This is a genomic window from Acinetobacter sp. 25-47-130 (assembly GCF_056779705.1).
This window is the reverse complement of the sequence record NZ_JBWYII010000011.1, coordinates 37,459-57,839: the sequence shown is the minus strand read 5'-3', so window position 1 is coordinate 57,839 and position 20,381 is coordinate 37,459. Positions and strand designations below refer to the sequence as shown.

18 protein-coding genes are annotated in these 20,381 nt (G+C 39.7%); 12 read left to right on the top strand and 6 right to left on the bottom strand.

Annotated features, from left to right (window positions below; all coding sequences use genetic code 11):
* The first annotated feature begins 70 nt into the window (after positions 1-70).
* From AC1M83_RS12190 to AC1M83_RS12155, 8 genes are all read left to right on the top strand, one after another.
* Positions 71-724 carry a YiaD family glycine zipper/OmpA-like lipoprotein gene (locus AC1M83_RS12190; RefSeq protein WP_092768184.1) on the top strand — a complete coding sequence of 218 codons (654 nt, stop codon included), beginning with the start codon at positions 71-73 and terminating at the stop codon, positions 722-724.
* Between the two features lie 139 nt (positions 725-863).
* Complete coding sequence (locus AC1M83_RS12185; protein ID WP_092768186.1) at positions 864-2,903, top strand: UvrD-helicase domain-containing protein; 2,040 nt, start codon at positions 864-866, stop codon at positions 2,901-2,903.
* Between the two features lie 24 nt (positions 2,904-2,927).
* On the top strand, positions 2,928-3,380 hold the full coding sequence (dut, locus tag AC1M83_RS12180; protein WP_481590782.1) for a dUTP diphosphatase: 453 nt from the start codon (positions 2,928-2,930) through the stop codon (positions 3,378-3,380).
* Positions 3,381-3,575: 195 nt separating this feature from the next.
* Positions 3,576-5,000 carry a phosphomannomutase/phosphoglucomutase gene (locus AC1M83_RS12175; protein ID WP_481590781.1) on the top strand — a complete coding sequence of 475 codons (1,425 nt, stop codon included), beginning with the start codon at positions 3,576-3,578 and terminating at the stop codon, positions 4,998-5,000.
* Positions 5,001-5,022: 22 nt separating this feature from the next.
* A complete protein-coding gene (argB, locus tag AC1M83_RS12170) occupies positions 5,023-5,928 on the top strand; it encodes an acetylglutamate kinase (RefSeq protein WP_035267425.1) in 906 nt (301 codons plus the stop codon).
* A gap of 172 nt (positions 5,929-6,100) precedes the next feature.
* On the top strand, positions 6,101-6,949 hold the full coding sequence (locus AC1M83_RS12165) for a class II glutamine amidotransferase (protein WP_481590780.1): 849 nt from the start codon (positions 6,101-6,103) through the stop codon (positions 6,947-6,949).
* 109 nt (positions 6,950-7,058) lie between these two features.
* The gene (locus AC1M83_RS12160; RefSeq protein WP_481590779.1) at positions 7,059-8,141 is read left to right on the top strand and encodes a hypothetical protein; all 1,083 of its coding nucleotides are present in this window, start codon (positions 7,059-7,061) and stop codon (positions 8,139-8,141) included.
* The gene (locus AC1M83_RS12155) at positions 8,138-8,461 is read left to right on the top strand and encodes an RnfH family protein (RefSeq protein WP_035267448.1); all 324 of its coding nucleotides are present in this window, start codon (positions 8,138-8,140) and stop codon (positions 8,459-8,461) included. Before AC1M83_RS12160 ends, AC1M83_RS12155 begins: the two co-directional genes overlap by 4 nt.
* A gap of 45 nt (positions 8,462-8,506) precedes the next feature.
* Here the strand turns inward: AC1M83_RS12155 and AC1M83_RS12150 are convergent, their stop codons facing one another.
* Positions 8,507-8,905 carry an outer membrane protein assembly factor BamE gene (locus AC1M83_RS12150; RefSeq protein ID WP_092768200.1) on the bottom strand — a complete coding sequence of 133 codons (399 nt, stop codon included), beginning with the start codon at positions 8,903-8,905 and terminating at the stop codon, positions 8,507-8,509.
* A gap of 112 nt (positions 8,906-9,017) precedes the next feature.
* Between AC1M83_RS12150 and fur the strand changes: the two genes are divergently transcribed.
* Positions 9,018-9,455 carry a ferric iron uptake transcriptional regulator gene (gene fur, locus AC1M83_RS12145; protein WP_035267453.1) on the top strand — a complete coding sequence of 146 codons (438 nt, stop codon included), beginning with the start codon at positions 9,018-9,020 and terminating at the stop codon, positions 9,453-9,455.
* Positions 9,456-9,510: 55 nt separating this feature from the next.
* Here fur and AC1M83_RS12140 read toward each other — a convergent pair whose 3' ends face one another.
* The gene (locus tag AC1M83_RS12140; protein ID WP_180000250.1) at positions 9,511-10,635 is read right to left on the bottom strand and encodes a PilT/PilU family type 4a pilus ATPase; all 1,125 of its coding nucleotides are present in this window, start codon (positions 10,633-10,635) and stop codon (positions 9,511-9,513) included.
* A 34-nt stretch (positions 10,636-10,669) separates the two neighbouring features.
* A complete protein-coding gene (locus tag AC1M83_RS12135) occupies positions 10,670-11,707 on the bottom strand; it encodes a type IV pilus twitching motility protein PilT (protein ID WP_092768204.1) in 1,038 nt (345 codons plus the stop codon).
* 122 nt (positions 11,708-11,829) lie between these two features.
* Here AC1M83_RS12135 and AC1M83_RS12130 point away from each other — a divergent pair, with 122 nt between their 5' ends.
* Positions 11,830-12,516, top strand: coding sequence for a YggS family pyridoxal phosphate-dependent enzyme (locus tag AC1M83_RS12130; RefSeq protein WP_481590778.1), 687 nt, complete (start codon positions 11,830-11,832; stop codon positions 12,514-12,516).
* Between the two features lie 116 nt (positions 12,517-12,632).
* Positions 12,633-13,430 carry a thioesterase family protein gene (locus AC1M83_RS12125; RefSeq protein WP_180028750.1) on the top strand — a complete coding sequence of 266 codons (798 nt, stop codon included), beginning with the start codon at positions 12,633-12,635 and terminating at the stop codon, positions 13,428-13,430.
* Positions 13,431-13,474: 44 nt separating this feature from the next.
* On the opposite strand, the gene AC1M83_RS12120 is transcribed toward AC1M83_RS12125, so the two are convergent.
* The 3 genes from AC1M83_RS12120 to AC1M83_RS12110 form a co-directional block, all read right to left on the bottom strand.
* Positions 13,475-17,074: an AAA family ATPase gene (locus AC1M83_RS12120; RefSeq protein WP_481590777.1), complete on the bottom strand. Its 3,600-nt coding sequence runs from the start codon at positions 17,072-17,074 to the stop codon at positions 13,475-13,477.
* 9 nt (positions 17,075-17,083) lie between these two features.
* Positions 17,084-18,331: an exonuclease SbcCD subunit D gene (locus tag AC1M83_RS12115; RefSeq protein ID WP_481589482.1), complete on the bottom strand. Its 1,248-nt coding sequence runs from the start codon at positions 18,329-18,331 to the stop codon at positions 17,084-17,086.
* A 95-nt stretch (positions 18,332-18,426) separates the two neighbouring features.
* The gene (locus AC1M83_RS12110) at positions 18,427-19,560 is read right to left on the bottom strand and encodes a hypothetical protein (RefSeq protein ID WP_481589481.1); all 1,134 of its coding nucleotides are present in this window, start codon (positions 19,558-19,560) and stop codon (positions 18,427-18,429) included.
* Positions 19,561-19,925: 365 nt separating this feature from the next.
* Between AC1M83_RS12110 and AC1M83_RS12105 the strand changes: the two genes are divergently transcribed.
* Positions 19,926-20,378 carry an ABZJ_00895 family protein gene (locus AC1M83_RS12105; RefSeq protein ID WP_035266293.1) on the top strand — a complete coding sequence of 151 codons (453 nt, stop codon included), beginning with the start codon at positions 19,926-19,928 and terminating at the stop codon, positions 20,376-20,378.
* The last annotated feature ends 3 nt before the right edge of the window (positions 20,379-20,381 follow it).

Genomic DNA, 20,381 nt, shown 5'->3' with positions numbered 1-20,381 from the left:
AGTAATGGTTAAATTGTTTCTAACAAATCATTATTCATCACATACAAAAACATATAAAAGGAGTCATCCCATGCGTGCATTAGCTATTTCAGCTGCAGTGGTTGGGGCAATGGTACTTTCTGGTTGTCAAACAACTGGTAACAATATTGGTGGCGTCGAGTATGACAAAACTGCATTGGGTGCTTTAATTGGTGCAGCAGCTGGTTACGGTGTTTCTAAAGGTAATGCGAACACTAGCCGTCAAAATAACCGTGCAGCAGCGATTGGTGCTGTATTAGGTGGTGCTGCAGGCGTATATCTCGACAATAAAGAGAAAAAATTACGCCAAGCAACTGCTGGTACAGGTATTGATGTAAACCGTAATCCAGATGGCTCTATTAACTTAGTAATGCCAGGTGCTATCACGTTTGATACAAATAAATCAAATATCAAGCCAAACTTCTATGACACTTTAAACCGTGTTGCACAAGTTTTAACTGAAGACAACAAGAGCGGTATCCTTGTAACTGGTTATACTGATAGTTCAGGTAATGATGCGATTAACATCCCATTGTCACAAGCACGTGCTCAATCTGTTGCTAGCTATTTAGCATCTAAGGGTGTTTCTACAGCACGTATTAATGCTCAAGGTTTAGGTTCTTCAAACCCAATTGCTGATAACACAACTGCAGCAGGTAAAGAACAAAACCGTCGTGTAGAGATTGCTGTTTACGCAGTTCAATAATACATGATCTTAAAAAAGCCACCTTCGGGTGGTTTTTTTATGTCTGAAATTTATTCAAATATACCTTCATTAAATTTAACGTTAGTCATATTCGAAGCAGATGACTATAATCGAGCGCTGAAGGAAAAGAGGAAAGAATATGTCATCAGCCAGTCATTTGAACGACAAGCAACTTGAAGCCATGAAATACACTCAAGGACCCTTGTTAGTACTTGCTGGGGCAGGCTCAGGTAAGACCTCTGTAATCACACAGAAAATTGCATATTTAGTCAAAAAATGCGGTATACCAGCACATCGTATTACTGCGATGACTTTTACCAACAAAGCTGCACGAGAGATGAAAGAGCGTGTCGGTAAATTGCTTGGTAAAGAGGATGGAAAGGGTTTATCTGTTTCTACCTTTCACACCTTTGGTTTGAATTTATTAAGACTAGAATTAAAACATACGCCACTTAAAGCAAACTTTTCCATTTTAGATGCTGATGACTGTAAGCGTATTTTAATGGATTTAATGCACCGAGATAATTTGTCTGGTGCAGAAAGTAAAGAGCTGATCGCAAAAGCGATGAAGATGATCTCAGATTGGAAAAACGATCTAATTTTGCCTGAGCAAGCACATACGACTTGTGAAACGGCTGAAGATGTTCAATTTGCGCATCTCTATCAACTTTATGAGCGTAATTTACGTGCCTATAATGCGGTCGATTTTGACGATTTAATCGTAATGCCGACACGCCTTCTTCAAGAAAATGCTGAAGTCCGTGATAAATGGCAAAACCGTGTACGTTATTTATTGGTTGATGAATATCAAGATACCAATACCGCCCAATATATCTTGGTCAAACTGCTTGTTGGTGTCATGGGACAATTTACGGCTGTAGGGGATGATGACCAATCAATTTATGCTTGGCGGGGGGCAAAGCCAGAAAATATGGCCTTATTGAAGGAAGATTTCCCCAATTTAAAAGTCATTAAGCTTGAGCAAAACTATCGTTCAACCAGTCGTATTTTAAAAGCTGCAAACCATGTGATTGAGAATAACCCACATATTTTTGATAAAAAATTGTGGAGTGATAAAGGTCATGGTGAGATGATCCGCATTATTACTTGTCGTAATGATGATGATGAAGCGGAACGCGTTGTTAAAGATTTGCTGACTCATAAATTGATGAATGGTAAAAATTGGAAAGATTACGCCGTGTTATACCGTGGAAACTTCCAAGCACGTGTTTTAGAAACACAACTTCGTCAGATGCAGATTCCTTACAAACTTTCTGGTGGTCAGTCGTTCTTTGGTCGTGCTGAAATCAAGGATATTATGAGCTATCTACGTCTCATTATTAACCCTGAAGATGACAGTGCTTTCTTACGCATTATTAACACACCTAAACGTGCCATAGGACCTGTGACTTTAGAAAAACTAGGTTTATTTGCGCAAGAGAATAATCTTTCTTTACTAGGTGCCGCGAATGATCAGCGCCTAAGTATGGTATTACCGAAGAAGGCGACATCTCAATTGGCTGAGTTTGCTGATTTTATCGAAGGTTTTACGCGTGAACTGTTAGATGATGATGAACCTGTGCCTAAAGTCCGCCAAATGATGGTTGAGGCAGGATATATCGACTACATCAAAGAAACGGCAGCGACGCCAGCACAAGAAAAAACTAAAATTGACAATATTGAAGTGCTTTATAGCAGTATTCAAAGTTTGATCAATCGTGCTGAAGATGTCGATGAAAAAAATATCGAAAGTGTCATTCGTAAGATGGTGTTGCTGGATATGTTGGAGCAACAGCAAGAAGATGAAGATATCGATAAAGTAAACTTACTGACTTTGCATGCTTCTAAAGGCCTGGAATTCCCATTTGTTTATATTATGGGGCTTGAGGAAGAGTTGCTTCCGCACAAGAATTCAATTGTGGCTGATACCATCGAAGAAGAACGTCGACTGATGTACGTTGGTATTACCCGTGCCAAACAAGGTCTGACTTTGACGCTTGCAGAACAGCGTAAAAATGGCGGTCAGATGAAACAAATGACACCAAGTCGCTTCTTGGATGAATTGCCACAAGATGAAGTCGATTGGCTAGGTCGAAAAAAGAAATTGGCTGAAAATATCGATCCAAAATTACAGGCACAGCATTATCTGCAAAATCTGAAAGCTTTACTCAAACGTTAATTACATTTTAAAACAGGATTGAATATGAAAGTTCAAGTGAAAGTACTCGACCAACGACTTGGTCAAGAATGGCCATTACCTACTTATGCAACAACAGGATCGGCAGGTTTAGATTTACGTGCATGTGTAGATGAAGCGATCACTATTGAGCCTGGTCAGACTGTTTTAGTTAAAACAGGTATGGCAATTTATATCGAAGACCCAAGTTATGCGGGTTTGATTTTGCCTCGTTCTGGCTTAGGTCATAAACACGGGATTGTATTAGGAAATCTCGTCGGTCTAATTGATTCAGATTATCAAGGTGAATTAATGGTTTCAGTTTGGAACCGCAGTCAAAATGCATTTACATTAGAGCCGGGTGAGCGATTGGCTCAATACATATTGGTTCCTGTTTTACAAGCTGAATTTGATTTAGTTGACGAATTCAAGGCAAGTGAGCGAGGAGCTGGTGGATTCGGACACACTGGAAAACAATAGTATTTTGGATAAAAGCCTGTAAAATCAGGCTTTTATTTATATGTTGCAAAATATTAACAAAGATTATATAAATTGAAATTGGTACACGTTATATAAAGAATAACGATATTTTTTATTACTCAATATATTCAAAATTTATTTGGATCAACTCTCATCACGCTGTTCTGACTCAGCAGTCAACGGTGTTAATTAAGAATGAATACCCAACCACTTATTTTTCCAAGACAAATTTTCCGCGCTTATGATATTCGCGGAAAAGTCAGTCAATTGGATACAAGAACAATTTATGCGATTGCGCATGGGCTTGCTGCTCAGTATCAATCACGTGGCCAGAAAAGTATTGTGCTAGGTTACGATGCTCGATTGACTGGGCCTACTTTTGCTTGGATTATTGAATCAGTCTTCAAAAACCAAGGGATGAATGTCGAGAACATTGGATGTTGTTCAACCCCACAAATGTATTTTGCTGCTCGACATAAAAATGGCAATGGCATCATGGTGACCGCGAGTCATAACCCTAAACATGATAATGGGATTAAATGGATTATTGAATACGAACCACCTTGTCCAGACATGATTCAAAATGTTGGGGAGTATGCAGAAGGTTTCTATTTTCAACATGATCACTTTCCAACGCCACCTCAACTGACACATCAGATTAAATCAGAGTATTGCTTGGCTTATCAGCATGCTTTGCTCAAGGATATTCAATTAAAGCGTCCACTCAAGGTTGTATTAGATGGTATGCATGGTGCCGCTGGGCGTTGTGCTGATTTAGTACTACAAAAAATGGGATGTGAAGTCATTTCAATACGTTGTCATGAAAATGGAGAGTTTCCTGATCATCCTCCAGACCCTTCACAAGCGAAGCATTTGACGCAGCTAAAAGAAAAAATTTTGTTGCATCAGGCGGATTTGGGGATTGCTCTTGATGGTGATGGTGATCGTGCCGTCATTTTGGATGAGAATGCTCACATTGTGTCTGCTGATCGCTTGTTAGCATTATTCGCATCATTGTGTTTAACTCAGCATCCGCATCATGAAATTGTTTATGACGTCAAATGTTCAACGATGGTGTCAAAAACCATTGAACAATTACAAGGCATCGCAAAAATGATTCGTACTGGCAGCAGTTTCATGCGCCGTTATATTTCCCAATCCAAAGGTCGAGCTGTTTTTGGGGGAGAATATGCGGGTCATTATGTCTTCAATGATGGTCGTGGTTTTGGTTACGATGATGGTATCTATGCAGCATTACGGGTCATGGAGGCATTGAGTCAACTTAATATCACGCTATCTGAATATCTCGCTCAATTCCCAGATCGCTTTGGTACTGAAGATACCTATATTGAAACGCAAGATGCAAATCCGCAAGACGTCCTAGCCTTGATAGAGCAGAATTGTAAAAGTACTGGGGCTAAAATGAGTAAAATCGATGGTATTCGCCTTGATTTTGACTACGGATTTGGCATTATGCGAGCATCAAATACTGGTGAATACTTCACGGTACGGTTTGATGCAGATAGCCCATCGAAACTTTATGAAATTCGCCAGCATTTTGTAAAAATTTTAAATGAAAAATATCCTGTGCTTGCTCAAAGTATTTTGAATGCACACTAATGTAGGAATGAAGGAGAGGCGAATGCCACACCAACAAACTGGCATCGACAAAGCTCAAATTTTGACAGAAGCTTTGCCATACATCCAAAGATTTACAGGTAAAACACTTGTAGTGAAATATGGCGGCAATGCAATGACTGATCCTGCATTAGAAAGTTCGTTTGCCCGTGATATCGTGCTATTGAAAACAGTTGGTCTTAATCCGATTGTGGTTCATGGCGGTGGTCCTCAAGTCGATTCATTTTTGAAACAACTTGGGCGTGAATCAGACCGTATTGATGGAATGCGTGTAACTGATCCTGCAACCATGGAAGTTGTAGAAATGGTGTTGGGCGGAAGTGTAAATAAGTCTATTGTGAATTTGATCAATCAACATGGTGGTCGCGCAATTGGATTAACAGGTAAAGATGGTAACTTAATTCGTGCTCAAAAGTTGTTGATGGAAAAAACTCAAGAGGATGGATCTGTTCAACAGATTGATCTTGGGTTAGTGGGTGAAGTGGTCGGTGTAAAAACTGACGTTCTGGAAATGTTCACTCAAAGTGATTTTATTCCAGTGATTGCGCCACTCGGTGTTGATGAGGAAGGTAATACTTACAATATCAATGCAGATTTAGTTGCTGGTAAAGTTGCTGAAGCTTTGGGTGCAGAAAAGTTAATTCTTCTTACGAATATCAGTGGTGTATTGGATGAGAATAAAAACCTACTCACTGGACTAACAACACAAGAAGTCGATCGCTTGATCGATACAGGTGTGATCTACGGCGGTATGATTCCGAAAGTGGGATGTGCGCTTGATGCGGTGAAAGGTGGTGTAGTGAGCGCGCATATTGTGGATGGTCGTGTTCCACATGCGACTTTGTTGGAAATTTTTACGGATCACGGTGTTGGAACATTGATTACCAATCGTTCTAAGTCGGCGCACTAATTCATAATCACATAATAAAAAGTCACTTCGGTGGCTTTTTTTGTTTGATAAGAATAATCGTTTTATGTCCCATATATCCAGCATAAAACATATTCAATTGCTATATTCATATTTGCAACATCTATAAGGCTGATGCACAATAAAACTGATAATTAAAGCAAAATGAAAGATTATGTGCCAACTACTTGGAATGAATTGTGCCACCCCTACGGATATTACGTTTTCTTTTCGTGGTTTTTCTCAGCGCGCTGGAATAACGTCAGATCACTCAGATGGTTTTGGCATCGCTTTCTTTGAGGATAAGGCATGTCGCTTATTTGTTGATAACCAATCTGCAGTCGAGTCTCCAATTGCAGAATTCGTTCGTAATTACCCGATTAAATCGCGTAATGTCATTGCCCATATTCGTAAAGCAACACAGGGAAAAATTACTTTAGAAAATTCTCATCCATTTATTCGTGAATTGTGGGGGAGACAATGGATTTTCGCGCATAATGGCGATCTGCATAATTTTCATCCAAGGTTGTCGGGACAGTTCACACCAGTAGGTAATACAGATAGTGAGCTTGCATTTTGCTATTTATTAGAACATCTCGTACAAAAGTTTGGTTATGTAGAGCCAAGTGTCCACGATGTATTTCATGCATTAGAAGAAATTTCACCAACAATAGCAGAGCATGGGACATTCAATTTTTGTTTATCAAATGGACAGGCTTTGTATAGTTATGCGACCACAAAATTACACTGGATTGTTCGCGAATATCCATTTCAACCTGCACGATTAATTGATATTGATGTTGAGGTCGATTTTAGTCAGGTCACGACACCTGAGGATTGTGTGGCTGTGATCACGACAGAACCATTAACAGATAATGAAGCTTGGTTTGCATATACGCCCGGCGAAATGATTTTATTTCAGGATGGTAAGCCAACACTACGTACCATAACTCACGTTGAGCGATTGGTCAGAGAAGCTCGTGACCCAAGCTTGAAGCGTGTTACTCGCGCGGATCAGTATTAAAAATTTAATTTGAAGTGGCTAAGATCTACACTTATTTTTTTTACGCTAGACTTTGATTTTAATGATTGAGCTAGGCAAAATAGCGTAAAACTTTTTAATGGAATACCTCATGCAGGACACCGCTATGTCACGATGGTTATCGCCGCTGATGGCATTTTGTTTGTCATTTATCATTATTGTGGGTCTAGCACCAAGCTTAGGCTTGCAAATTGATCGACAACTCGATTTTTGGTTACTTTGGTTTGCAACGATGTTGTTTTTAGCGTTGCCAATTATTTATTTAGAAATTGGATTGGCGAAACGAGCTCAAACTTCAGCGCTGAACGCATTATCAAAATTGACCCGTGAAGCCGATGCAAACCAACGTTGGAGAGTAGTGGGCTGGCTTGCTGTTATTTTTATTCCATTCTTAGCAGGCGGTATATTACTTAATACTTCTAATGCTGTAGCACAACAAAATGATTTTGGTATTGGTTCAAATATTTTGATGGGTATCGCAGCATTCATTGCATTTGGTTTATCATTTCTTCAACGTTCTGTATTGGTTGTACTTACTGCGATTGCAACGATTGCAAGTTTAATCGCGGCTCAAGTTTTTGGTGTCCAAGTCAATGATTGGCAGCTGACTCCTGTTGAGTTTAAAGAGTGGGGCAATGCAACTATTCTTGCTTTAGTGGCTTCTGGTCTCGGGCTTGGATTATATTGGCAGACAAATCTCAATCAAGAGAAACAAGATGCTGCAACGCCAAAAACTTTACCGATTTGGCTAGCGCAACTGGTGGCTGTGGCTGGATTTGGATATTTTGCAATTAGTGCTGCAATTCCAGCATATATCGTTTTAATCGCGACAATATTTGCAGTAGCTTTACTCCTGCAACTTGGCAAGGAACAACTCGTACATCGTGGATTAGCTCAAGCGGTGCAATATATTTTATTGCTTGCACCACTTTTAATTTGGGTATTCCCTGCAGCCGATCTATTTTTAACTCCGATTTTAATGCTTTGGGGATTAAGCATTTGTTTAATCTATGCAATTTTCGTGGGTTGGATCATGAAAATTAGTCATTTACGTAAAGCGCTGAATTTTAGTAATGAAGCTTTTTATAATATCTGGCGTGTGGCTGTGCGTATTGTGACACCTTTAGCAATTGTGGTTGCTATGATTTCTTACTTAGGTCAATTGTTACCATGATCCAAAATGCAAAAGTTTGGGTTGCTTATGCTGCTGTAGACCAGCAGTTTCACATTGAACTTGAATTTGTGGAAGGCATGTCTGTTGCGGATGCTATTACACAAAGTGGTATTGCGTCGTGTACGCAGTTGCCAGATGAGTATGCTGTTGGAATTTTTGGGATGAAAGTACAAGATCAATCGCATGTTCTGCAAGCAGGTGATCGGGTGGAAATCTATCGGGCATTAACGATTAATCCAAAAGATATTCGCCGTAAGCGAGCGGCAGCGAATCCAGTTGGGCGCTATTGTCGTGGCAATCGCTTTAAACAATTGAAATGATATGAAAAACCCCTCTTTGAGGGGTTTTCTTTTATGTCTAATTCTTTATAGTGGTGGCGCGTTCAAAATCGCATCTTTCGAACCTGGTAAACCAGGTTGAGTTTCTGGGATAGTTTCTAAACCTTCGATTTTATTCACGACGCCAGAACCATCGAAATATACTTTTAGATGCTGACCTTGAGTTGCAGGAATATTTGCTTTTTTAGCATATGTACCTGGGGTATAATTGTAGATGTAATCCCAACGTAAAGGATTCAAAGGATCTGAAATGGTTGGGCTACCAAGTAAAAAACGAACTTGTTGGTAAGTCATCCCGACTTGAATTTTTGAAGCTTGCGCTTGGGTTAATGGTGTTCCTTGAGGAATATCAACTTTGTATACACCAAAGACAGAACAACCACCCAGTAAAGAAGCGACGAATAACGTCAGCATGATTTTTTGCATTTTGCTACACTATCCCAAATTAATTATGATGCAATTGATCCAAGGATAGATCATACTGCATCTCAACTCTGTTGCATATTCCAACTTAAAATTTGTTGAGAGACCTTTTTATATGCCTATTTCAAATCAAGATTTACGCAAAGCTGGACTTAAAGTTACCCTTCCACGAATCAAGATTTTGGAATTATTAGAAAATTCAAGACAGCATCATTTGAGCGCGGAAGATATCTATAAGACCTTACTTGAGCAGGGCGAAGATGTCGGTCTAGCAACTGTATATCGTGTGTTAACTCAGTTTGAAGCTGCTGGTATTATCCAACGTCATCATTTCGAGAATAATCACTCTGTATTCGAAATCATGCAAGATGATCACCACGATCATATGGTCTGCCAGAACTGCAACAAAGTTGTTGAATTCCACAATGATTTGATTGAACAAGAACAACATAACGTTGCTGAACAACTTGGTTTTGTTTTAACAGGTCACTCTTTGAATTTATATGGTTATTGCGATGCGCCTGAATGCCAAGAAGCATACCGTAAAAAATAAATCTTGATTGCATTAAAGAAGGAGCAATGATTGCTCCTTTTTTATTCACTATTGATTAATCATCTTGACCATCAAAAGTGAGGCGGGGGCCAGAATTCAACAGATAGTTTGGATCTTCTTCAGAGAGTTTGATTTGTAAGCGTAAATCGTTGGCAGAGTCAGCATGACGTAATGCTTCGTCATAAGTGATTTTCTCAGCTTTATATAAGTCAAATAGCGCTTGATCAAACGTCTGCATTCCAATTTCACGGGAACGCTTCATGACTTCCTTAATTTCATGAACTTCGCCTTTACGCACTAAGTCTGAAATCAGTGGAGAATTGATTAAGATTTCAATTGCAGGATGACGTGATTTTTTATCAGGAGTCGCAATTAACTGTTGTGCAATGATTGCCTTCAAATTAAGTGAGAGGTCCATAAACAGTTGGCTGTGACGATCTGTCTCAAAGAAATGAATAATACGATCTAAGGCTTGGTTGGCATTATTTGCATGTAAGGTCGCAAATACTAAATGACCTGTTTCAGCAAAACTAATCGCATAGTTCATGGTTTCACGAGAGCGGATCTCACCAATAAGAATAACATCAGGTGCTTGACGGAGTGTGTTTTTCAGTGCAATTTCAAAGGAGTCTGTATCAATGCCAACTTCACGTTGAGTAATAATACAGCCCTGATGTTGATGAATAAATTCAATTGGGTCTTCAATGGTAATGATATGACCTTTAGAATTTTGATTACGATGACCGATCATTGCTGCCAGCGAAGTTGATTTACCTGTACCAGTAGCACCTACAAATAAGATGATCCCGCGCTTAGTCATTGCCAGATCTTTAAGTACGGGCGGTAGTTTCAGCTCTTCAATACTTGGAATGACAGTTTCAATCCGACGTAAGACCATGCCAGGTTGATCACGTTGCTGAAAAGCACTCACACGAAAACGTGCAGTTTTATCGCGATTGGCAATAGCAAAATTACATTCGTGTGTTGCAGCAAATTCGATTCGTTGTCTTTCACTCATAATCGAGTGAATCAATTGACCTATGATTTCACCTGTGAGCTTTGTTTTAACTACAGGCACAATTTCACCATTAATTTTCATTGATGGTTCAATATCTGCACTGATAAATAAATCTGAAGCCTTGCGCGCAATCATCATGTCGAGCAGGTCATTAAAATCCATTTTGATTCCCCTAAATCAAATGACGTTCACTTTTTTATAAAAATGATTCTGGTTGTTTAGCCGCAGTACGTGCAACTTGCGGGGTAATAATGCCTTTCGCGACAAGATTTTTGAGACTTTGATCGAGAGTGGTCATGCCATAATTTGCACCGGTTTGTATTGCAGAATACATTTGTGCAACTTTGTTCTCACGGATGAGATTTCGAATCGCTGGAATTCCAATCATAATTTCGTGAGCAGCTACCCGACCGCCACCTGTTTTCTTTAAAAGTGTTTGAGAGATGACGGCTTGAAGCGATTCAGAAAGCATGGCACGAACCATGTCTTTCTCATCGGCAGGAAACACGTCGATAATACGGTCAATTGTTTTTGCGGCAGATGTGGTATGAAGTGTTCCAAACACCAAGTGACCAGTTTCCGCAGCAGTGAGTGCAAGTCGAATGGTTTCGAGGTCACGCATTTCACCGACGAGAATAATATCTGGATCTTCACGCAGTGCAGAGCGTAGCGCTTCATTAAAACCATGTGTGTCACGATGCACTTCACGCTGGTTAATCAAACACTTTTTGGATTGGTGCACAAATTCAATTGGATCTTCGACGGTTAAAATATGGTCGTACCGGTTGTCGTTAATGTAATCCATCATCGCCGCAAGCGTAGTCGATTTACCTGAACCCGTTGGTCCTGTGACCAAAACAATTCCTCGTGGATAGGCGCAAATGTCTTTGAAAATTTGCCCCATGCCCAAGTCTTCCATAGAAATCACTTGAGAAGGAATGGTACGGAATACCGCGCCAGCGCCACGATTTTGGTTGAATGCGTTGACACGGAAGCGTGCTACACCGGGTACTTCAAATGAGAAATCGGTTTCTAATTTTTCTTCATAATCGCGACGTTGTTTATCATTCATGATGTCGTAGATTAAGCGGTGTACTTCTTTGTGTTCTAAGGCTGGTAAGTTAATACGACGAACTTCACCATCAACACGAATCATCGGTGGCATTCCTGCAGAAAGGTGCAAGTCAGACGCCCCGTTTTTCACTGAAAATGCCAGTAATTCTGTAATATCCATAAATTCCCCGAACGCATTAAAATCGTAATTATTTTGATAGAATAATAAGGCTTTCCTACAGCTTAACCAACAGTTAGCGTGCAAGAAAGTAAAAAAAGATAAATTAACTGAGATAGCTATACATGATGAGTCTAGAGCAAGCGAGAAATAGTGTCATTCAACAAATTGAACAAGCCTGTGAAGTTGCTCAACGACAATCTAACGAGGTTAAACTCCTTGCTGTTTCCAAAACGCATCCAGCGGATATTTTGAGAGAAATGTATCAGACTGGTCAACGAGCATTTGGTGAGAATTACCTGCAAGAAGCATTAGATAAAATCAAAGCGCTGAATGATTTAGACATCGAATGGCATTTTATTGGTCATGTACAACGCAATAAAACCAAACAGTTGGCTGAACAATTTGCATGGGTGCATGGGGTTGATCGCTTTATTATCGCAGAGAGACTCTCTAATCAACGCACAATCGAACAGGAGCCTATCAATATTTGTCTTCAAGTGAATATTGATGCTCAAGAAAGCAAAGATGGTTGTGCAGTTTCAGAGGTCGAAGATCTGGTTGCTCAAATGAGCATATTACCTCGACTTCGATTACGAGGATTAATGGTCATTCCAGCGCCTGGCAATGTAAATGCACTCTATGATGCCAAGACACTTTTTGATCAGATGAAAGAGCATCATGCACATCCTTCTGATTGGGATACCTTGAGTATGGGAATGTCGGATGATTTACAAGATGCGATTAGCGCTGGATCGACTATGGTTCGCATAGGGACGGCCTTATTTGGGGCGCGAGATTACTCAAAATGATTGGATTCAGTCTGCACTGAACTTTCGGGTTCAGTCACTGTCATTGTAAATACAACTTTTTATGTATAAAAATAAACCAATATATTTCACATAATCATAAAACAGGGAAGAATTGGATGAGTTCGTATTATCAGCTTTTAGAACGAAAAGTGTGTGATGATGGATCAGTACTGGCTAAGTATAAGTCGACTATACATGCTCAAGGTGCATGGAATGCGCACGAACAGCATATGGCGCCCGCAACAGGGATTATTTGTGCAGAGTTGGATCACTTTTCTGCTCGGTCTGACCTACGGATTGGACGTATAAGTTTAGATATTTTGGGCCTGATACCCGCTGGGGAGTTTCAAATTGAAACTCGAATTATTCGACCTGGAAAAACCATTGAATTGATCGAGTCGACCATGTCTGCACATGGTAAAAGCTGCATTCAGGCACGTACTTGGCGAATGATGATGAGTGATACTCAGGCAGTCGCAGGATTAGAAGATCAAAAAGTTGCTGATCCTGACGAGGGGATCTTATGGGAAGAAATTAGAAACTGGCCTGGAGGCTATATTCAATCACTTGAGGCACGCCGTTTAGATCGACGGGCAGGCAAGGGAATTGTATGGCTAACCAATCCTTATGACATGGTTGAAGGACAAATACATTCAGACTTTGTGAAGTTGATGGGAATGGTCGATACAGCGAATGGAATTGTCACACGACAAGGTTGGCCATTTAACTATACTTTCCCAAATTTAGATTTACAGATACATCTCTATCGTATGCCAATAGGTAAGTGGCTAGGTCTGGAAACAGTGCAACAATATGGTGATGACGGTATCGGGTTAACTTCATCTATTCTTCATGATCTGAACGGACCTTTTGGACGAGCTGAGCAAATTTTAACTTTAAGAAAACTGGCTTAGATTAAAGCCGTCATTTGACGGCTTCAACTTATTATCATTAACCATTAACCGACAATATTAATGGTACTCGCACCTGCACCTACAGGTTTGACTTGAATCTGTACAGGAATACGTTCATGCATTTCTTGTATATGAGAGATGAGCACGACCTTACGACCTTGGCTTTGTAAATGATCGAGGGCATTCATGACCATATGTAAGGATGCCGGGTCGAGCGTACCAAAGCCTTCATCAATAAACAGTGATTCAAGTTTCATTGAACCTGATGCCATGTTAGCAATCGCTAAAGCAAGGGCTAAAGACACTAAGAAAGTTTCACCACCTGATAACGACAACACAGGTCGAACTTCGCTGTTCATATCTAAGTCAATAATGGCCAAACTTAAACTGTCAGGAATACGATGCAACTGATAACGTGGCGCAAGCGGCTGTAATTGCTGATTGGCATATTCCACCAAAATATCTAAATGATGCTCTTGAGCAATCTTTTTAAACTTGGTGCCTTCCTTATGCCCAATCAAATCGTAGATACGACCCCAACGATATTCTTCTGCTTTAATTTGCTCAATTTGGCTTTGATACTTAGCATAGTTGGCTTGATTGGCGGAATTCATGCGTAACTGAGTTTCTGTATCGGTGAGCGCTTCTTGTTGAGCGAGCTTTTCCGTTTGCAAGTTCTCAAGTTGCTGCTCGAGCATGCTGAGATCATGTTCAGGCTGATGTTTTAAATGTGCCTGATAACGTTCTTCTAAAACTTGCCAAGCGGTTTTGGCATTCTCTAAAAGTTGTCGCTGCGTATTTAACTCATGGCGTATTTGTTGATGCTGCGCTAAATCAATGCTTAACCATGTGGCAATGTGATCTGTGGTTACGGTTGGATGGCTCAGTTGCCATTGCTGAATAGCCTGTTGTACTTGCTGTAATGCCTGTTCAATATGATGTAAATCACTGAGCAATTGCTGCTGTTGTAAATTGGCTGCATTCAGCTGTTGTTCAGCATGTGCAGTTTTACTGCGTTGTGCATGCACCTCATTGGCATGAGTGACAGCAGTTTCCTCTAAATGTTTTTGCCAATCTGCAGCATAACGATAGCTTTGACCGGCATAGTCTTGGGTCAGTTCAGCAAGTTTCGAGCGTAACATTTTGCCTTGCTCAATCAGTTGCTCAATCTGGTGAGTCAGGCGTTGTTCGTGTTTTTGTGCTGCTTCAAAGCGTAGCGTCATTTTTTCAAGTTCTAGCTGTGCTTGCAGCAGTGATCTCTCTACTTGTTTTTGCATCGTGAGCAATGCAACACGCTGCTGCAGCTGCTGTTGCAATTCGGCAACCCAATGTATTGGTGTGTCTTGCTGATAGCGAGCAGGCAGTAACTGCACAATAGGTTGAATACCTTGTTCAAGTTGTACACGACGTTGAATATTCAATAGTAATTGCTGTTGTTGCTGCTGATCTTTACGCCATTGCTCAAGCAATTGACTAAGTTCTTGTTCTTGCACCTGTTGTTGTTCGATGTGCGATTGCAGTGTTTCGATCTGCTGCATTATGCGCTGCTGCAACTGAATCGGGTCTGCCATGTCGAGATTTGAACCCAGTTGTTGTAATGCTGCTTGAATATGCTCGAGCTGTTGCTGAGTGAATTGCGTGAGCTGTTCCATACGCTGTTGTTGCTGTTCAAGTAAGGTCTGTACTTTGGATTGCTCAATCTGTGCTTGCTGTACCTCACGATTGACCTGTTCCAATTGTTGACGAGCCTCTTGCAATTGGTGCTCGTGTAGTTGCAATAAACCTTGTTCTAAGCGTTGATGATGGTCTAAAAACGGATGTTCATGGCTACCACAGACCATACATGGTTGATTGGCTTTTAGCTGTTCACGTAAATGCTGCACGTTTTCGCTATGTAATAGACGCTGTGCCTCCAAGATGCTTTGTAGTTGAGTATAAGCAGCTTCTTGTGTGGCTTTTTCGCTCACGCGTTTTTCAAGGGTCTGTTGAATCAGCTGCAGTTGCTTTTGTTGTTCAGCAATTGAGCCTGTCAGGTCGTGTGTTTCGCTGATATGGGTAATGACTTGATCAAGCTGCTGTTGTTGATGTTGCAGTCGTAATACCATACTTTGCTGATGTTCACGCTGTTGTTGGATGTTTTTTAGCGATTGTGTCAAAGCGTCAAGACTTTCATGTTGAGCCACATAGCTTTGCAGACGTTGTACAATGGTTTGCTGTTGCTGTTCTAAAGTTGCAAAGGATTGTTGTAATAGTTCTGGCTCTTGTTGATGAAGCAACTGATATTGCTCGACATAATGTTGTAGCGCCTGCAAAGTACTTTGTGGTTCTTGGTCAAAGCATTGTAAAAATTGGCTTTGGGTTAACTCAAAGTTGATTTGTTGCTGTTTATTTTGCCAAGCCAATATGCTGGTCTGTTGTTGTTCCACAGCATGTTTTGACGGTTCTAATTCATTGAGAACAAGCTGATCTTTATCTGCACTGAGTTTTTTATACTGTTCAGAAATACTGTGAATGTCATGATCCAACTTTAAGCCTTGTTCAAGATGAGGCTTAATATCCAAACGTTGCTGCTCAAATTGCGCTTGGGCATGTTCATAGGCTTTTAAGCGCTGTTGTTCAGTAGTAGCTTGTTGTTGTAAAGAGACAAACTCAGCTTGAAAGGCCAGTTGTTTTTGTTGCACCTCAAGTTTTTGTGGTTCTAAACGTGCACGCTGTACATATTGTTCACGAATGGCTTGAAATGCATCAAGCTGTTGTAGCAATTGTTGTTGTGCTGCGGATTTATTTACGGCATCAAGCTGAACTTCATAAATCTCTTTTTTGCCATGGACTTCAGCATACAATTGATCACGCTCAAGATACCATTTACGTTCATTTTCAAGCAGCTTTTCTGATTGTGCCAAATGTACGAGTTGTTGTTTTAACTGCTGATGTCGTTGATTTAAGGCTGCAAGTTGTTCTTCACTCAGAATATCAATATGACCGAGTTGCTTTTCTAAATCAGTACGTTGGTGTTTAATTTCACTAAATTTATCAGCGGCTTTTTTACTGACTTCACTAAAAATTTGCGAATTGGTTAAATATTCGAGTAAATCTGCACGTTCATGGTCTTTGGCTTTTAAAAATGCCCCCACTTCAGACTGTGCTAACAGGACTGCACGGGTAAATTGCTCAAAACTGAAACCAATCAGCTTTTCAATCAGTGGCGTCACTTCCGAGATTTTTTGCGTTAAGGTCGCGCCATCATCTAAACATTGAACAAAGCGCTCGACTTTTAAATTGCCATCAACTTTTTTACGCGCACGGCTAATGTCCCACCGCGCCAAATAGCGTTTACCATCAAGGGCAAGAAATTCAAGTTCAGCAAAACCAGCGGTGGTACCACGACGCAGAATATTCTTCGAATCTTTAATTGAAATGTCTTTACCGCCTACATCTTTCATGCTGCCAGCTGCGCCACGTAAACGTGGGATTTCATCGTACAAAGCTAAACACATGGCATCGAGCAGCGTCGATTTTCCTGCACCTGTTTTACCAGTAATGGCAATCAGACCTGCCTGAGCCAATGGCGCTTGTTCAAAATGGATATGTTGTTCACCGGCTAAAGAGGCCAAGTTGTTTAAACTGAGTCGAATAATTTTCATGACCTGTCCTTAGTGCGCTTTTTGATCCAAATCGTGTTGTGCCGCTTCAAGCAAAGTTAAGAAATCACGCTTCACCGATTCATCCTGCTCATAGCCCATTTTTTCCCACAAGCTTAAAAATAATTTTTCAGGGGTGGGGGGCGCTAAATCGACTTTGTGACTTTCATCGTTTTGCTCCGTTGCTTTTTGATAAATTCGAGCTATACGCAGTAAACGATAACGATTTGGTGGCAGTGCCAGTTCAATCTGCTGACGTAAGTCTACAGGCGGTGGGGCATCTGTCGTATATTCAATCTCTAGAAAATGTCGTGCATTGAGATTGTCAATTTCGCCTTTTGGCAGGGCATGTACCGTAGTGATTAATTCAGACAAGGGTTCACGAATTCGAATCAAATCCACGGTACGTGGAATAATGTGCGCTTGATATTGAAAATGATTTTGTTCATCAGCTTCGGGGTCAATGGTGACTTCAACCACTTGATGTTTATAGTTGCGTTCACTAAAAGACAGTGGAATAGGTGAGCCACTGTAGCGAATATGTTCCTCTCCAACTTTTTGCGGTTTATGCAAATGACCGAGTGCCACATAATCAATCACATCATCAAATAATGCAGTGGATAAAGCCTCTTCGTTACCAATCACAATTGGACGTTCGGAATCTGAGGTTTCACCGCCTTGCATATGGGCATGTGACATCAAAATTAAGGCTTGATTGGGTTGTTTACGCGCTTTAGCTTCCGCAATAAGTTGTTGGTGTAAATAGGCAATCGCATTTTGGCTGTTGGTGGTGTTTTCATTTAAGCCTGTAATTTCGGCACTGCGTAAATAAGGCAGGGTTAAGCACCAAGCAACGATATTTTTATCAGCATCATAAATAGGTACCAACAAACGATCGAGATCAAATTCACCATCCTGTTTGCCAATAATACCGACCGCTTTGGCATTGAATTTCGCTAGAAAAGGTTCAACCTGTTCAATGCGGTAACCGGAATCATGATTACCTGCGATCATTAAGGTTTGCATATGCGGGGCAATGGCATGGGCATCGGTGAGAAACTGGTATAACTGTTTTTGAGCAGATGATGCAGGATTGACCACATCAAAAATATCACCGGCAATCAGCAGGGCATTCGGTTGTTTTTGTTGAATTTGCGCAAGTAGCCAGTTTAAAAATTGTGTGTGTTCATAGTCACGATCATGATTGTGAAAAAATTGCCCCAAATGCCAATCTGAAGTATGAAAAAAACGCACTGCCATTACCGAACCCCAAAACATCTCAATTGTCATCTTATCCAATATCGGACTTTAAAACATCGAAATTTTTAACATCTCTATAAGACAGCTTTTAATCGCTATTTTTTATTCGATTTACTCTTTTTTCGTCTTTTTCTCTTGTTTCTATTTTTGATTCTCGAGTTGATCGAGATTTGCTTATGAGAAGAGGATGCATGCAGTTTAGCTGCTGTTAACGATTGATCTATTTTATGATGAAAAAAAGACTGGATGACTAAGGGTACCAATAGAATGCTTAGCCAAATACTCATATTGATGGGAATTATTTGATAGATATAATTTAAAGAATAGACTGAAACCGTAAAAATGAGTGCAAACCAAGCTTCTGTTTTAGAAATTTGATCTTCTGAAAAACGTTTGATATGGATCAGCGTATTTTGTTTGACATCTGAAAAATAAGAACGCGTGTATTTATTGGGAAAATAGCTGAGAAGCAGCATTAAGTTTTGAAAAAGATATAAAGACGATAAACCGAGTAAAAAATATCGAAATAATAAAATTAAACGCTCAACCCAACGATGCTCAGATGTAATATCGCCCTGTGAATAAAGTTCTATAATTTGATCAATAGACAAAATTAAAATTGAACAACAAGTAAAGAAACTCAGTAGAAAACGGCTTAAATGATGATGCTTAATTTCAAAAAAGGCATGTACAATCGAATAGAGTAAAAATATTAACAAGATTATTGTGATGAATGTCGATAATACTGTATCAACACCAAGCATCTGTTTTTCGAAAAACCAATAGCAAATTCCAAGTGCGAATAAAAAACTAAGCCCTTCACCAAAAGGTGTGGTTAAACTCTGATGATGCTCTACAGAAAAAATCATTAAGTAAGCACCAAGATAGAAATAGACCCAAATTATTAATGGATTCGAGCTAGAACTCTGTATAGAAATAAATGAAAGTGCACTCAGAAATAGACTTAAAATTGAATAAATTAAGATTTTTTCTTTATTTTTAATGATTTGATAACTTTGATAAAAAACACCACAGAGTAAACTGATGATTGTAAGCGGTATGTGAAATTGATGATTAAGAAAAGCTTTAAGAAAAACAGTGCAATAGCAAATTAATACGATACCGATAAGAAAGCGAGTGAAGGGATAATTCAATACATCCCAAAAGTCTGATTTAAAGTTTAGACGTTTTTTTAGACTAATTTTATGTTTAATTTTTTCTTTATACATTGCGACTAGGATTTATTCTGATTGTTATCTCATCTTTATGGATAAAAGTATATTTAGAAAATTTATTAAGTTCAAAAATAAAGCCGACGATTCGAGTGATGTGAAATCGTCGGCCAAAATACTTCAGTCATTCAAATTTAGGCTGCTAAACTAAATTTTTCTGCAAGAAGCATGATTTATAGGTCTCATTGGGGTATAAGGTCACCGTGTATCATTGCGGATGCCGGTGCAATGACTACGCGGTTGCTACTGACCTTGTACCTTATATAACGCATAAGGTTGTGATTCGGTTGACAAGAAAATTAAAAATATTTGATTTATTTTCGGTTATGCTTTGTGACAGGAATTTATTGCGTCTGAGAGTTATGGTTTCTTTAAGAAAATATTTTTTATGGTTCTTTTTACTTTGCTTAGGATTAACGCTGGTTGCAGGTATATTGGCAGCGTTATTGCCTTCGGCAATTGCAGGAATAGTCACTGCACTTCCATATTTAATAGCGATGATTGTTGTTTTATATAAATTTATTCATCAACAACAACGTGCACCTTCGGATCAAGAACGTAAAAAATTCACATTAGGCTTTACATTGATTTTTTGGGGCTATAACTTTCTTGGTGTTTTTTTAAGTATTTTATTTTTCTCGAGAAAAGACCCTGAAATTTGGCAGAACTTTTTACTCTATGTCCAAAATTCCAGTTTCTTAAGTCTCAGTGCAATTATGATTTTGATGCTGGCGATCCCATTATATTTAATTACCTTTTGGTTTTATGGTCCACAAGCGAAGCGCATGGCGAATAAATTGGTGGTAAATAAGTAATCA

Bases quoted from the DNA above. Each gene is read 5' to 3' on its own strand.
- AC1M83_RS12165 (WP_481590780.1), top strand. From the start codon at position 6,101: ATGTGCCAACTACTTGGAATGAATTGTGCCACCCCTACGGATATTACG.
- AC1M83_RS12150 (WP_092768200.1), bottom strand. From the start codon at position 8,905: ATGCAAAAAATCATGCTGACGTTATTCGTCGCTTCTTTACTGGGTGGT.
- AC1M83_RS12110 (WP_481589481.1), bottom strand. From the start codon at position 19,560: ATGTATAAAGAAAAAATTAAACATAAAATTAGTCTAAAAAAACGTCTA.
- AC1M83_RS12130 (WP_481590778.1), top strand. From the start codon at position 11,830: ATGATGAGTCTAGAGCAAGCGAGAAATAGTGTCATTCAACAAATTGAA.
- AC1M83_RS12190 (WP_092768184.1), top strand. From the start codon at position 71: ATGCGTGCATTAGCTATTTCAGCTGCAGTGGTTGGGGCAATGGTACTT.
- argB (WP_035267425.1), top strand. From the start codon at position 5,023: ATGCCACACCAACAAACTGGCATCGACAAAGCTCAAATTTTGACAGAA.
- AC1M83_RS12135 (WP_092768204.1), bottom strand. From the start codon at position 11,707: ATGGATATTACAGAATTACTGGCATTTTCAGTGAAAAACGGGGCGTCT.
- AC1M83_RS12115 (WP_481589482.1), bottom strand. From the start codon at position 18,331: ATGGCAGTGCGTTTTTTTCATACTTCAGATTGGCATTTGGGGCAATTT.
- AC1M83_RS12185 (WP_092768186.1), top strand. From the start codon at position 864: ATGTCATCAGCCAGTCATTTGAACGACAAGCAACTTGAAGCCATGAAA.
- AC1M83_RS12105 (WP_035266293.1), top strand. From the start codon at position 19,926: ATGGTTTCTTTAAGAAAATATTTTTTATGGTTCTTTTTACTTTGCTTA.
- AC1M83_RS12160 (WP_481590779.1), top strand. From the start codon at position 7,059: ATGCAGGACACCGCTATGTCACGATGGTTATCGCCGCTGATGGCATTT.
- dut (WP_481590782.1), top strand. From the start codon at position 2,928: ATGAAAGTTCAAGTGAAAGTACTCGACCAACGACTTGGTCAAGAATGG.
- AC1M83_RS12155 (WP_035267448.1), top strand. From the start codon at position 8,138: ATGATCCAAAATGCAAAAGTTTGGGTTGCTTATGCTGCTGTAGACCAG.
- AC1M83_RS12175 (WP_481590781.1), top strand. From the start codon at position 3,576: ATGAATACCCAACCACTTATTTTTCCAAGACAAATTTTCCGCGCTTAT.
- AC1M83_RS12140 (WP_180000250.1), bottom strand. From the start codon at position 10,635: ATGGATTTTAATGACCTGCTCGACATGATGATTGCGCGCAAGGCTTCA.
- AC1M83_RS12125 (WP_180028750.1), top strand. From the start codon at position 12,633: ATGAGTTCGTATTATCAGCTTTTAGAACGAAAAGTGTGTGATGATGGA.
- AC1M83_RS12120 (WP_481590777.1), bottom strand. From the start codon at position 17,074: ATGAAAATTATTCGACTCAGTTTAAACAACTTGGCCTCTTTAGCCGGT.
- fur (WP_035267453.1), top strand. From the start codon at position 9,018: ATGCCTATTTCAAATCAAGATTTACGCAAAGCTGGACTTAAAGTTACC.